The organism is Frankia sp. ACN1ag, assembly GCF_001414035.1.
Taxonomy (GTDB): domain Bacteria; phylum Actinomycetota; class Actinomycetes; order Frankiales; family Frankiaceae; genus Frankia; species Frankia torreyi.
Genome location: NZ_LJPA01000018.1, coordinates 62,541 through 75,590 on the forward strand (window position 1 = coordinate 62,541; position 13,050 = coordinate 75,590).

The window sequence follows — 13,050 nt, forward strand, 5'->3', positions numbered from 1 at the left end:
GTCTGGCCCGCCGTCTGCTCTCATTGCATATGTGTGATCAGGCGGTGACATCCCGGCGCGACAGGGTGATCGCGCCCAGCAGGGCAGCCCCGAGCGCGTAGGCCGTCCCGACGAGCAGCGCCGTCCCGTAGCCGGCTTCGCTGACGCCGCCCTGGCCGATCGCGTCGAACACGAGGCCGGGCAACACCCGATTCGATGCGCCCCACGACTCCTGGATGATGTGCTCGATCGGGAACGTCCAGGCGACCCCGACCGCCAGGGTGAGCGCGGTCGAGCGCAGCACGAGCCCGAGCGCCGTGCCGGCCACCCCGAAGAAGGCGGCGGCGACCAGCGCGTTGAGGTAACCCGAGGCGAGATGCCGGACACCGTCGGCGCTCCACCAGGCGGACGTGTCGATCCCGCGCAGCGTCGCGACGACGTACCCGACGCCCACGCTCAGGACGACCGCGCAGATCAACGCCACCGCGGTCAGGGCCAGCGTCAGCGACATCCGACCGGCCAGCCAGCCCAGCCGGCGGGGTTCGCGCAGGAACAGCGTCCGCAGTGTTCCCTGGCTGTACTCGAGGGTGATGGTGATCGCGAAGACGAGGAAGACCAGCAGCCCGGTGAAGGTGCTGCTGCTGGTGAGGCCGAGAGCCATTCCGCCCGCCGTCGACACCTGTCCGGTGGTGACGTCGAAGCCTCCCGAGCCGCCGGCGCCGGCGGCACCGGGTTCGCCGGCATCGGCCAGGCCGAAAAGCAGAGCGGTGGACAGCACGCTGAGGACGGCGAGAATCGCCATCGCGACGGCGGTGCTCGGCCGCCACAGCTTGATGAGCTCGGCGTGGAAGGAACGTCGGGCTGCCAGGACGAGGTTCATCGCGAGATCTCCGGGTCGGTCGTGACGGGCGTGGGCGGCAGGACGGCGGCGTCGGCGCGGGACTGCGCGACCAGGCTCTGGTAGCGGTCCTCCAGGCTGGGTCGGCGCGGCGAGATCTCGATGAGGGTGATGCCACGGTCCGCGGCGGCCCGGTTGATGCCGGCGAGCAGGCGAGCGTGCTCCCGGGAGTCCGGCGCCATGCTCAGGCTGGCGACGACGTCGTGGACCCGGCGGACCGCCGGCACGGACAGGCCGGCGAGCAGGTCCGCGACCAGCGCGACGTCCTCGTCGTGTTCGGGGCGCAGCACGACGTCGTGCGCGCGGGTGGCCATCAGGCTCTCGGTCGGGCCCTGGTACGCCAGCCGGCCGCCCTCGACGACGATCAGCCAGTCGCAGATCTGCTCCACCTCGGCGAGCAGGTGCGAGGAGATCAGTACCGTGCGGGTGCGTCTCGGGCCGCCGGACGCGGCGGGCGCACCGGACGGGGCCTCCGCCAGCGTGCGGATGAGCTCGCGCATCTGGCGGATGCCGGTGGGGTCCAGGCCGTTCGTCGGCTCGTCGAGGATCAGCAGGTCCGGGTCGGCGAGCAGGGTGGCGCCGATGGCGAGCCGTTGCTTCATGCCCAGCGAGTAGGACCGGACCCGGTCGCCGCCGCGGCCGGTCAGGCCCACCTCGTCGAGGATGCCGTTCACCCGGGCGGGATCCTGGCCGCCGAGCACGGCGAGCGCGGTGAGGTTGCGAGCCCCGGACAGCGCCGGGTACAGCGCTGGACTCTCGATCAGCGCGCCGACCCGGGGCAGGTAGGCGGCGGGCGTGTGCAGCGGCCGCCCGAGCACGGTGCCCCGCCCGCTGCTGGGGCGGACCAGGCCGAGCAGCATCCGCAGCGTCGTGGTCTTGCCGGCGCCGTTGGGCCCGACGAAGCCGGCGACGACCCCTTCGGGAACGGCGATGTCCAGTCCGCTGACCACGGTGCGCCGGCCGTACCGTTTCGTCAGGCCGCGGACGTCGATGGCGAGACGGCGATCCGGGTTCGCTTCGCCCAGGGCCCCGCCGGGCCGGTGGACGGGGACCTCGATCGGAACGTGCGGGTCGGCCGCCGCGGTGCGCCGGCCTGTGGTTGTCGTCATGCCGATCAGAGTGCCGGCGCGACCGGGGGACGTCGTCCGTCGACGGACGACACCGGCGTACGCAAATGAGCGTGGCCCAGCGGTGTTCTCGGTACGCGCAGACGCGGGCCCGGTCCAGGCCGGGTCGGCTCAGACCAGGCCGGCTCAGACCAGGCCGGCCTGGTTGGCCAGGACGGCGAGCTGGGCCCGGTCGCGGGCGGCCAGCTTCACCATCACCCGGCTGACGTGGGTGCGGGCCGTCGCGGGGCTGATCACCAGCCGGGCGGCGATCTCGTCGTTGGACATCCCATGACCGACGAGGCTCATCACCTCACGCTCACGTACGGTGAGCCCACTCAGATCCGGGGCCGTCACGGCCGGTCGGCGGGCGAACGTCTCGATGACGAGCCTGGTCACCGTGGGCGACAGCAGCGACTCGCCCGCCGCCACGACCCGGATCGCCCGCAGCAGGTCCGCGGGCTCGGTGTCCTTGAGGACGAAGCCCGAGGCACCGGCGCGCAGGGCCTCGAAGACGTACTCGTCTACCTCGAAGGTGGTGACGATGACGATCCTGGTCGCGGCCAGTCGCGGGTCCGCCACGATCGTCCGCAGCGCCGCCAGGCCGTCGACCACCGGCATCCGGATGTCGAGCAGCACCACGTCCGGCCGGGTGGCCCGGACGATTTCGACGGCAGCCCGGCCGTCCTCGGCCTCGCCGACGAGGTCGAGATCGTCCTCGGTCTCGATGAGGACCCGCAACCCGAGCCGGACCAGCGGCTGGTCGTCGGCGATCACGACCCGAATCACGCGCGGACCTCCGCCTGCTCGCGGCGCAGCAGCGGCAGCTCGGCCCGGACCTGCCAGCCGCCGTCGGATCCCGGGCCGGCCGACAGGACCCCGCCCAGTTCCGCGGCGCGTTCACGTAACCCTGTCAGTCCCTGGCCACCCGGCCGCTGGCTGTCGGGGAGTGCGTTGTCCGCCCGCGCTGATCCGCCCGCGCCGAACGGTCCGGACAGGTCCGAACGTTCGGCGGGCGAGGGCCGGTCGGACGGCTGTGACGGCTCGGGCCGCTCGGGCCGGTCGGACGGCTGTGACGGCTCGGACGGCTCGGACGGCTCGGGCCGGTCGGTGACGTCGAGGGCGAGCCGGCCTCCCGCAGTGGCCAGGGCCACCCGGACCCGGGTGCGGCCCGGCGGCGCGTGGCGCAGGACGTTCGTCAGCGACTCCTGGATGATCCGGTAGGCGGCCAGGTCGAGGTCGGCGGGCAGCCCGGTCAGTAGGTCGCCGTCATCCTCGGTGACGAGCTCGATGGGAACACCGCAGAGTCGCACCTCGTGCAGCAGGGTCGGCAGTCGGCCCAGCCCGGTCAGCGGCGGCTCGGGCAGCGGGCTCGCACGGGCCGTGACGAGGGAACCGACCGAGCCGGCCCGAGTGGCCGCGTGCGGGCGGTCGTCGGCCGCGCCGGTGCTGCCTGCGACGGTCCCGCCGCCGACGGTCCCGCTGGCGGCGGTGCTGTTGGCGGTGGTGCTGACGCCGTCGCGCTGGCCGTCGCCGACGACGGTTGCGCCGCCCTGCTGGCCGGCGCGGGTGAGGGCGAGGGTGGAGCGCAGCTCGTCGAGCGCGTCGACGCTCGTGCGGCGGATCGCTTCCAGGGCTACCTGGGCCTGCTCGGGCCGCCGGTCCAGCACGTGCAGGGCCACCGCGGACTGCAACGAGATGACCGACAGGCTGTGCCCGACCACGTCGTGCACCTCGCACGCCATCCGCAGTCGTTCCTGCTCGATCCGGCGTCCGGTCGCCTCCTGGGCGGCCTGGGCCGCGGCGAAGCGGTTCAGCCGGATCAGCGCGCCGACCAGCGCCGGCGCGCTGCACAGCGTAACCCCGCCGACCATCTCGAACACAAACCCCCAGCCGCCGGTGGCGTAGCCGCGGGCATCGCCCACGGCCGACCCGGCCAGCAGGGCGACGTTCGCGACCAGCACCGCCCGCCAGGACGTGCGCCGATCATGGTGCAGGCCGACGGACAGTGCCGCCACGACCAGTGGAGTGACCGCCGGGCCGTGCGGGTAGCCGGCGGCGAAGTACGCACCGAGCAGCAGGCTCGTCGAGAGCAGCATCACCAGCGGGACGCGGCGGCGTAGCAGGACGGTCCCGGTGAGCAGGATGAGCAGCACGAAGGCCGGCGCGTCGAGGGCCCGGGCGGGTGGGACCTGGTCCTGGGCGGCACCGTTCGACCCGCCGATGACCACGGCGGCAGTAGCGACCAGAGCCGTGACGTCACACACGGCACGCGGGGGCCCCCAGCGTCGCGCCCCTGGGCGACCGGGCGGCGGCGAAGGGCGTGCGAGCGCCAGCGCCCGTCCGGCCGCCGACCTGTCCGTGCTCGTCATTGACATTGACGGTAGCGAGCCGGTGGCGTCGGGACATCCGTCGGTGGACGTACTCGACGTACCTGTCCCGACGTACCTGCCGTGACCGACCTGTCCCGACGTACCTGCCCCGACCTACCTGCCGCGGCGTGCCGACCGCGAGGCGCCCGGCTTGTTACGCTCCCGACCGGATCCGGTCGCCGCCGGGCCGGCCGTAGACTGCGCCCACGGCGGCGACCGGATCCGGTGGATGCCGTCGGCGGGGAGGCCGCATGCTCGTGTCGGGAACGCCGCCGACGTTGCTGTCGCTGTGGTATCTGGCGGCCTGCCTGGCCGAGCGGGGCGATCGGCTGGAGTACCGCCACCCCCTGGTCGCGGTCCGCAACGCGAACAACCTGGTCGTCGGCGGCCTGGACGTGGTGCGAGGCGAGCCGGTGGCGTCGGCGGTCATCCGCGGGGATGGCTGGTGGTCGCGCGCGGTGCTCGGCACCGCCGCCGCGGCCCTTCCGCCGATCGACGGCCAGGTGCTCACCGGGCTGTGGGCGACTTTCCAGGGCAAGGCGGGCGCGGTCGCGCTGCTGCCGTCCGAGCTGCGCTATGCCCGGATCGAGGCGGCGGCGGCTCGGGCGGGTATCCCCGCCACCCTCGCCGGCCGGCTGTTGAGCTGGTCCGACGCGGTCGTGGAGCACTTCCGCCGGCAGCCGGTGGCCGGATGATCATCGCCATCGAAGGCGTCGACGGAGCCGGCAAGAACACGCTGACCGGCAGGCTCGTCGCCCGGCTCACCGACTCCGGGCGCAGCGTGGCGACCCTCGCCTACCCGCGATACGCCGCCGAGCCCCTCGGCCCGGCCATGCGCGGGCTGCTCGGGGGCGACGCGCGGCTCGCCCCGCTGGCCGCCCTCCCCCGCGCCACGGCGATGATGTTCGCGCTCGACCGGGCGGCGTCGCGGCCCGAGCTCGACGCCCTGACCGACGCCAACGACGTGGTCATCCTCGACCGGTACATCGCGTCGAACGCCGCCTACGGCGCGGCGCGGCTCCCGGCGGCCGAGCGGGCCGGCTTCCCGGCCTGGGTCGCCGATCTCGAACTTGGCTCGCTGGCCCTGCCGGCCCCCGACCTGCAGGTGCTGTTGCGGGTGCCGGTCGCCAAGGCGCGGGCGGGCGCGGCGGCGCGGGCCGGCGACGACCCTGCCCGGCCGCTGGACGCCTTCGAGGCCGACGGCGGCCTGCAGGAGCGGTGCGCGCGGATGTACGAGGACCTGGCGGCCCGGAACTGGATCTCACCCTGGTTGATCGTCGACCGGGACAGCGCTGTCGGCATCATCGAGGGGTGGCTCGGCGCGCTGCTGCGCTGATCGCGTCGGCGGGCCGGCGGGCCGGCGGGTCGGCGGGTCAGCAGTCGACGAGGCAGCTCGGCAGGACGATCGGCGGCACCTGCACGACGACGCCGGAATCGGCGCGCGAGCCGTGGCCGCGCGGCGCGGGTGTCGGGGCGTGGTTCGACCCGGACGGGGCCACCGCGGTCAGGGCCGGCCGGCCGGTGCCCGCGGTGCTGCCGGCACTCGGGCCGGCGGAGACCGGGTTCGGCGCCGACGGGTGCCGGACGGTGGCGGGCCGAGGCGGGGACACCGAGTCCTTGCGCCCGCCCGACGGCGAGGTGGTGCCTCCGCCGGCCGCGACCGAAGCGGCGGCGGAGGGGCGGCCCGGGAGAGGCCGGCCGGGAAGGGGCGCGGCGGTGGTGCCGCCGGTGGCGGAGGGGGTCGGCTGTCTGGCGCCGACCGCGTCGTCTGGCGCGGCGGCGCCGCGCTGCCCGATCAGCACCGCGACGGCCACGGTGGCGATGGCCACGATCCCCAGCGCGAGTTGCGGAAAGGTGATCCGGTGGAGGCTCCCTCGGTGCACGCTCACGCGGGCTCCATCCGTCGACGGCGGCGACGGCCGGACCGTAGCACGTGCCTCCCAGATCGGGACACTATCGCCTGATCAGGGCACTACGGACACTCGGTGAAGCCCGCCCGGACGGCTCCGGTCAGACGGCGGTCAACGCCTCCGCGCGCCGTGCCAACCGGGCCTGGGTCTGTTCGAACTTCGCCTGCTGCTGCGTGGCGGCCGCATCGAGGCCGGCGAGGAAGGTGGCGACCTCCTCGCGGGCCCGTTCGCCCTCGGCGTCCAGTCCCGTCAGGTCGAAGAAACGCCACTGGCGCAGGATCGGCGTCACCACGTCGTCATGGTGGATGCGCAGGTTGTAGATGCCGGCCCGGGCGATCTGGATGGCCTTGCGGCCGAAGTCGCGGATGCCGACGCCGGGCATCTCGAAACCGAGGATCTCGTCCCGGATGGCCTCCACCGTCCGGGAGGGGGCGATCTCCAGCGCGGCGGCCACGAGGTTGCGGTAGAAGATCATGTGCAGGTTCTCGTCGGCGGCGACGCGGGCCAGCAGCTTCTCGGCGACCGGCTCCGCGCAGAAACGACCCGTGTTGCGGTGGCTGACCCGGGTCGCCAGCTCCTGGAAGGACACGTACGCCATCGACTGCAGCGGCGTGATGCCGGGCCGGTCGAAGCCCCGGCTCATCTGGTACATGCGGTCACGTTCGAGGGCGACCGGGTCGACCCCCCGGGTGACCATCAGGTAGTCGCGCATCGCGATCGCGTGGCGGCCCTCCTCGGCCGTCCACCGGTGCACCCAGGTGCCCCAGGCGCCGTCCCGGCCGAAACCCTCCGCGATGACCCGGTGATAGCTCGGGAGGTTGTCCTCCGTGAGCAGATTGACCTCGAAGGCGATCTGCGCCGCCTTCGCCAGGGATGACTGGCCGGGCTCCCAGGGAACGGTGTCGAAATCCCGGCCCAGGCTCCAGGGGACGTAGTCGTGCGGCATCCACTCGGTGGCGATGCCGAGATGCCGGTTCACGTTCGCCTCGGCGACGGGCTCCAGCTCGCGAATCAGCTCGGTGTCCGTGAGTGATCTCATTGGGAGACTGTTCCAGACTGGACGCCCGTCAACCATGTCCCACGGGTGTGGATTCCCGCTCGCGAGACTGTTCCGGCCGNCCAGTTCGCCTGCGCGACCAGGACTTTCACCACCGGGCCGAGGGCGGGCCGGCCGACGTGCGTTTCCGGTCCCTTCACATGGAACTCTCACGATGCTCCGATGAACTCGACATCCGGACCGGACCCGGACCAACCCGGACCCGGGCCGGCCGGTGGGCCGCCGGGCCCCGGCCACGGGACATCGAGGGAGCCGGACATGGTGGCAGCAGCTCCGCGGGTGCTGGTCGTCGACGACGAGCCCAACATCGTCGACCTGCTCCGGATGGCCCTGCGCTTCCACGGCTTCGACGTCCTGACCGCGGCGACCGGGCGGGCCGCGCTGGAGCTCGCGGTCCAGGCCCGGCCGGACCTGATGATCCTCGACGTGATGCTGCCCGACGTCGACGGCTTCGAGGTCTGCCGGACCCTGCGGGCCGGCGGTCAGAGTGTGCCCGTCGTCTATCTCACCGCCCGGGACGCCCACCGAGACAAGATCGCCGGCCTGACCTACGGCGGGGACGACTACGTCACCAAGCCGTTCGCGGTGGACGAGCTGGTCGCCCGGGTGCGGGCCGTGCTGCGCCGAACGTCCCCGCCGCGGCCCGAGCCCGCGCCCGACCCGCCGGCCATCCTTCGCTTCGCCGATGTCGAACTCGACCCGGACACCCACGTCGTCCGCCGGGCCGGCGAGCCGATCGAGCTGTCGCCGACCGAGTTCACCCTGCTGCGATACTTCCTGACCAACCCCAACCGGGTGCTGTCGCGGGCGCAGATCCTCGACGCGGTGTGGAGCTACGACTTCGCGGGCGAACCGACCGTGGTCGACCAGTACGTCAGCTACCTGCGGCGCAAGCTGGGCCGGCACGGGCCGTCGCTCATCCACACGCAGCGCGGCTTCGGCTACGCGCTGCGCCTGCCCGCGGCGGGGACCGACCGGTGACCCTGCGACTGAAGCTGATGGCCGGGCTGGTGGCGCTGTGCGCTCTCGGCCTGACCATCGCCGGCACGGCGAGCGCGTTCGCGCTGCGCTCCTACCTCTACGACCGCGTCGACCAGCAGCTCGGCCGCGCCGAGGTGCTCGGCCGGCTGCCGGTCGGGACCCTGCTGACCCGCCCGTCGATGCTGGACCGGGCCGGGGTGCAGCGAGCCCTGGGCCCCACCGACTACCTGGTGGAGATCCGTCGGCCCAACGGCACGGTGCTGCGGGTGGCCGGCTCCGCGAGCCCCCCGCCGCCGGCCACCCCGCTGCTGGACGTCGTCGGACGGTCCGGCGTCGGACCATCCGACGTCGGACGGTCCGGCGCCGGCGGTGCGGGCGGTGTTGCCGGGACCGGGCCGGGCTCGTCGCGGCGCCCGGTCCCCTTCACCGTCGTCTCCGATCACGAGCGCTACCGGGCGGTGCAGCGCACCTTCTCGGGTGGCACCCGGGTGCTCGTCGCGCTGCCGCTGCGGCCGGTCGCGGACACGGTGCGCCGGCTGGTGCGCATCGAGCTGGCGGTCGGGGCGGCCGTGCTCGCCGCGGTGGCCGCCCTGGCCTGGCTGTGGCTCACCCGTGGCCTGCGCCCGCTGCGGCAGATGGTCGACACCGCGGCGGCGATCGCCGGCGGCGACCTCGACCGGCGCGTGCCGGCCGGGCCGCCCAGCTCCGAGACCGGGCAGCTCGCCGCGGCGCTCAACGCGATGCTCGGCCAGATCCAGGCCGCGTTCGCCGCGCGGGTGGCCTCCCAGGAGCAGGTGCGCCGGTTCGCCGCGGACGCCTCGCACGAGCTGCGCACGCCGCTGACGTCCATCCGCGGCTACGCCGACCTGCTGCGCGCCGGGATGGTGCCGCCGGACGAGGCCGACCAGGCGCTGCGCCGCATCCAGCAGGAGGCGGCGCGGATGGGCGACCTCGTCGACGACCTGCTCTATCTCGCCCACCTCGACGAGCAGCGGCCGATGCGGCGGGCCGCGCTCGACCTCGCCGACCTCGTCCGCGACGCCGTCGCCGACCTGCGCGCCGCCGCCCCCGACCGCCCGGTGAGCGCCGAGCTCCCGGCGAGCTGCCCCGTCCTCGGCGACCCGGACGCACTGCGCCAGCTCGTCGGCAACCTGCTCACCAACGCCCGCGTCCACACCCCGCCCGACGCGGCCATCGAGGTGCGCCTGCGCGGCGGGCCGATGCCGCCCGGCGGCGCCGTGCTCGACGTGATCGACCACGGACCGGGCCTGCCGCCCGAGGTCGCCGACCACGTCTTCGACCGTTTCTACCGGGCCGCGGACAGCCGGGCCCAGGGCCGGGGCGGCAGCGGGCTGGGCCTGTCGATCGTCGCGGCGACGGCGCGGGCCCACGGCGGCCGGGTCGAGGTCACCAGCGCCGTCGGCGCCGGCAGCACCTTCCGCCTCCTGCTGCCCCCGCCGGCCACCGGCAGACCGTCGGACGGCGGCTGAGCACCGCCGCGACGAGCCTGTCCCGACGGCCACAAGCGCACCCCGCGTTCCCGCGCACCCCGTGTTCCCGCGCGGACCTGCAGGGCGTGCTGGATCCATCTGGTGCGGATCATCGAGCTGATGTGCTCGCCCTGATGTGCTCGCCACGCAAGGACGAAGGGAAACGCTATGGCGAGCCGCTGCTCAAGAAGATTCGCCAGCCATCGAGTCGGTCCACGACACCCTCAAAGAGCGGTCTGACCTGGAACAACGCGGCGAGCGGGCCTCCGCTGGCGGCGCGATCGGGGGCGCCCGGCACGGCGGGCGATGGCGGGGTGATCAGGCAACAACAACAGGACCGTCGCATCCATCGCCCGATCACCGATCGCCTACGACCAGCGAAGATAGAGGACTTACCTGCCAGTGCTAGCCTGGCGAAGTGGCTGTGCGTTCTGTGTATGTTTCGTCGACCTTCCGTGACTTGACGGAGTTCCGCAAGAAAGTCATCGAGACTATTCGGCGGATGGGCCTGGTGGACGTCGCGATGGAGCACTACAATGCCCAGCCCGACCTTCCGTCAAAGGCGTGTGTGGATGACGTACGAGCCTGCGACGTGTATGTGGGCATTGTTGCCTGGAGGTATGGGGACATCCCGCCGGGGGAGACGTGGTCGATCACGGAGTCGGAGTACAGGGCGGCGGTGGAGGCGGAGAAGATCTGCCTGATCTTCCTGCTTCAGGGGGACGAACCTTGGCCACCTCCACTGATGGACGACGATCTCACGCGCGTCAAGCGGTTCCGTGCGGAGCTTGCGCAGCGTTGGTTGGTGGCCCAGTTCCGCAGCCCGGAGGAGCTGGGCCAGCTCGTCGCGACCGCGCTGTATCACGAGATCGCCAAAGCGGGCGGCGGCGTTTCGTCGCGCGTGGGGTTGGATCCGGCCTTGGTGGCCAGCTACCACAGGCGGCTGGATCAGGAGTACAGCGGGCTGGATCTCGCGGCGTTGACGCCCCCCAAGTATTACGAGGACGACGGGCAACCAGTCCGACTGCAAGCGGTCTTCGTGGAGCCGGATGTGCGGGCCGACCCGCCGCCGGTGGAGGTACCTCGAGAACTGCTGCAGCGGCTGCAGACTGCCGGCGAGATCGACGAGACCTCGTTGCCGGACGGGTTCAGCATGCAGGACCTGCGCGCGGCGCAGGAGGCCTACCGGGCCAAGCCGCGCACGCCCGTTCTGACGGCGGTGACTGCGGACAGGTGTCTGGTGGTACTGGGGGATCCGGGGGCGGGCAAGTCCACCCTCGCCAGGCTGCTGGTGCTCGACCTGATCGCGCCCGTCCCGGTACGAGTTCCCACGTTGGCCGGGCATCTGCCGGTGCTGGTGGAGTTGCGCGAGTACACCGCCGCCCGTGCGCGCGGCGTGCGCTCCGTCCTGGACTTCGTGCACGAACGCAAAGACTCCGGGCTCGGTCTACCTCGGCAGGTCCTTGAGCCCTATCTGAAGGCGGGCGGGCCGGCCCTCGTGGTGTTCGACGGCCTGGACGAAGTGTTCGACCCGAGCGAGCGAATAGAGATCACCCGTCAGATCGCAACTCTCGCCGAGGACCATCCCACCGCGCGTGTTCTGGTCACGTCCCGCACGTGGGGCTATGAGCGGCACCGGTTGACCGCCGCCGGGTTCGCCCACCACACGCTCCAGGACCTTGATCGGGCTCAGATCGAGGAGTTCCTGACCGGCTGGTACCACAGGGTTCTGGCCGAGCGGGTGCAGGAGGCTGCGCACCGCCGGACCCGCCTGCTGGAGGCGATCGACGCCTCGCGTCCGATCCTGGAGCTGGCGGGCAACCCCCTCCTCCTGACCGTGCTGGCCATCATCGGCAAGGGGCAACAGTTGCCCCGAGAACGTTGGAAGGCCTACGAGCAGGCCACCTGGGTCCTGGTGGAGAACTGGGACGTCAGCCGCCAACTGCGTGCCAAAGGTGTCGCCCCCGACTTCATCACCGAGGACGACAAGCGTGAACTACTGCGCCGACTTGCCTGGGCCATGCAGACCGGAAAATTCGGCAAGGCGGGCAATTTTGTCCACCGTGACGAACTCCAGCGCCTCTTCGAGGAATATCTGGTTGACAGCTATCAGAAGAGTCCCACGGAGGNGAAGANGGTCGCAGTTGCGATGATCGAGCAGTTCCGCCATCGCGACTTCATCCTCAGCCGCTGGGGGCCGGATCTCTACGCTTTTGTGCACCGAGCATTCCTGGAGTTCTTCTGCGCCGATGCCGTCCTGCGACGTTTCCAGCACCTGCAGACCATGAGCCTCGACGATCTTGGTCACCTCTATCTTGAACGATGCGATGATCCCACCTGGCACGAAATCCTCCGGCTGCTCGCTNCCCGCCTGGCCGAACCACACACCGCCGTCCTCCTCCAGCAGCTCATGGACGCCGACCGACCCTGGCCGGCCAAGGAATTCGACCAGCCGCCTCATGGNCTTCGCCTGGCAGTACAGTGCCTGGCTGAAATGCGCAATCTGCACGGAGTACCGGAGCTGGCCAAGGCCGCCGAGGCTGTCCTGACCGAGGTCATCTTTTTGCTGGAGCACTGCGTCGGCCTCGAAGACAGGCAGGCAACGTCCATGATCAGGGACGACGTACTCCCGGTCGTCCGCATCATCGGCGCCGACTGGCCCGGCCGGGACGTCTATGCCGACTGGTACGCCCGACGCGGCGCCTATCTCCTCTGGGCTCCCATCACCGAGTTCGCGGTCCAGTTCCTGGCCAACCTCTTCCNCGACACCCCGCGCCGGCTGCTCACCGCACAGCCCCTCAGTACAACCAGCGACAGTCGCGCGACTGAGGCGCTGAAGGCCGGCGCCTACGAGCTGAGTGCCCTCCCCCCGATTGATGCCGATGGCGAGGACATCGGTCCGACCCTGCTCGCCAATCTCGCCAGTACCAGCGACCGCTGGTCCGCCCGCCTCTTTGCGTTGGTGCTGCTGGACCGTCTTGCTCCCGATGATCCTGGTGTCGACGCGGTGTTGCGTGATCGTCTCGTTAATGATGACGACGATGCTGTGTTTGCTGTGGTGGCTGCTGCTTTGCTGCGCCGCCATCCTGTGGATGACGCCGATATTCTGGACATCATCACGACCCGCGCCGCCACATCCGACCCCGACCTCTTCGACTCCGGCCATTTCGCGGCAGCGGCTGTCCGTGCGCTGGCCGCGCANCGTCCCGACCATCCTCTTGCGCTGATCGGCGCTGGGATCGAGGACGAGTTGTTGG

11 protein-coding genes are annotated in these 13,050 nt (G+C 72.0%); 5 read left to right on the plus strand and 6 right to left on the minus strand.

Translation table 11 applies throughout. The features are described 5' to 3' along the window. Positions 1-37: 37 nt before the first annotated feature. The 4 genes from UK82_RS17540 to UK82_RS17555 form a co-directional block, all read right to left on the minus strand. Complete coding sequence (locus UK82_RS17540; protein ID WP_044886274.1) at positions 38-859, minus strand: ABC transporter permease; 822 nt, start codon at positions 857-859, stop codon at positions 38-40. After that, on the minus strand, positions 856-1,986 hold the full coding sequence (locus UK82_RS17545) for an ABC transporter ATP-binding protein (RefSeq protein WP_236706062.1): 1,131 nt from the start codon (positions 1,984-1,986) through the stop codon (positions 856-858). The genes UK82_RS17540 and UK82_RS17545 overlap by 4 nt, the downstream gene beginning before the upstream one ends. Positions 1,987-2,130: 144 nt before the next feature. Next, entirely contained in the window at positions 2,131-2,772 is a 642-nt protein-coding gene (locus UK82_RS17550) for a response regulator transcription factor (protein WP_044886275.1), read from the minus strand. After that, entirely contained in the window at positions 2,769-4,250 is a 1,482-nt protein-coding gene (locus UK82_RS17555; protein ID WP_152989928.1) for a sensor histidine kinase, read from the minus strand. The genes UK82_RS17550 and UK82_RS17555 overlap by 4 nt, the downstream gene beginning before the upstream one ends. 356 nt (positions 4,251-4,606) lie before the next feature. On the opposite strand from UK82_RS17555, the gene UK82_RS17560 reads away from it, so the two are divergent. Further along, positions 4,607-5,050, plus strand: a complete 444-nt coding sequence (locus UK82_RS17560; protein WP_044886277.1) for a hypothetical protein — start codon at positions 4,607-4,609, stop codon at positions 5,048-5,050. Continuing rightward, complete coding sequence (locus tag UK82_RS17565) at positions 5,047-5,691, plus strand: dTMP kinase (RefSeq protein ID WP_044886278.1); 645 nt, start codon at positions 5,047-5,049, stop codon at positions 5,689-5,691. The genes UK82_RS17560 and UK82_RS17565 overlap by 4 nt, the downstream gene beginning before the upstream one ends. A gap of 37 nt (positions 5,692-5,728) precedes the next feature. On the opposite strand, the gene UK82_RS17570 is transcribed toward UK82_RS17565, so the two are convergent. Continuing rightward, positions 5,729-6,244 carry a hypothetical protein gene (locus UK82_RS17570; RefSeq protein ID WP_044886279.1) on the minus strand — a complete coding sequence of 172 codons (516 nt, stop codon included), beginning with the start codon at positions 6,242-6,244 and terminating at the stop codon, positions 5,729-5,731. Between the two features lie 121 nt (positions 6,245-6,365). Next, the gene (locus UK82_RS17575) at positions 6,366-7,304 is read right to left on the minus strand and encodes an acyl-ACP desaturase (RefSeq protein ID WP_044886280.1); all 939 of its coding nucleotides are present in this window, start codon (positions 7,302-7,304) and stop codon (positions 6,366-6,368) included. Positions 7,305-7,580: 276 nt separating this feature from the next. Here UK82_RS17575 and UK82_RS17580 point away from each other — a divergent pair, with 276 nt between their 5' ends. From UK82_RS17580 to UK82_RS42845, 3 genes are all read left to right on the plus strand, one after another. Further along, the gene (locus UK82_RS17580; protein ID WP_044886281.1) at positions 7,581-8,303 is read left to right on the plus strand and encodes a response regulator transcription factor; all 723 of its coding nucleotides are present in this window, start codon (positions 7,581-7,583) and stop codon (positions 8,301-8,303) included. Further along, positions 8,300-9,793, plus strand: a complete 1,494-nt coding sequence (locus UK82_RS17585) for a cell wall metabolism sensor histidine kinase WalK (protein ID WP_055408205.1) — start codon at positions 8,300-8,302, stop codon at positions 9,791-9,793. The genes UK82_RS17580 and UK82_RS17585 overlap by 4 nt, the downstream gene beginning before the upstream one ends. A 433-nt stretch (positions 9,794-10,226) precedes the next feature. Beyond that, positions 10,227-11,922 (plus strand): DUF4062 domain-containing protein (locus UK82_RS42845; protein ID WP_396230583.1); only part of this gene is annotated, 1,696 nt, incomplete at its 3' end. Between the last annotated feature and the right edge of the window lie 1,128 nt (positions 11,923-13,050).

Coding starts and splice junctions, on each gene's coding strand:
- UK82_RS17545 (WP_236706062.1), bottom strand. CDS start 1,986: ATGACGACAACCACAGGCCGGCGCACCGCGGCGGCCGACCCGCACGTT.
- UK82_RS17575 (WP_044886280.1), bottom strand. CDS start 7,304: ATGAGATCACTCACGGACACCGAGCTGATTCGCGAGCTGGAGCCCGTC.
- UK82_RS17565 (WP_044886278.1), top strand. CDS start 5,047: ATGATCATCGCCATCGAAGGCGTCGACGGAGCCGGCAAGAACACGCTG.
- UK82_RS17560 (WP_044886277.1), top strand. CDS start 4,607: ATGCTCGTGTCGGGAACGCCGCCGACGTTGCTGTCGCTGTGGTATCTG.
- UK82_RS17540 (WP_044886274.1), bottom strand. CDS start 859: ATGAACCTCGTCCTGGCAGCCCGACGTTCCTTCCACGCCGAGCTCATC.
- UK82_RS17580 (WP_044886281.1), top strand. CDS start 7,581: ATGGTGGCAGCAGCTCCGCGGGTGCTGGTCGTCGACGACGAGCCCAAC.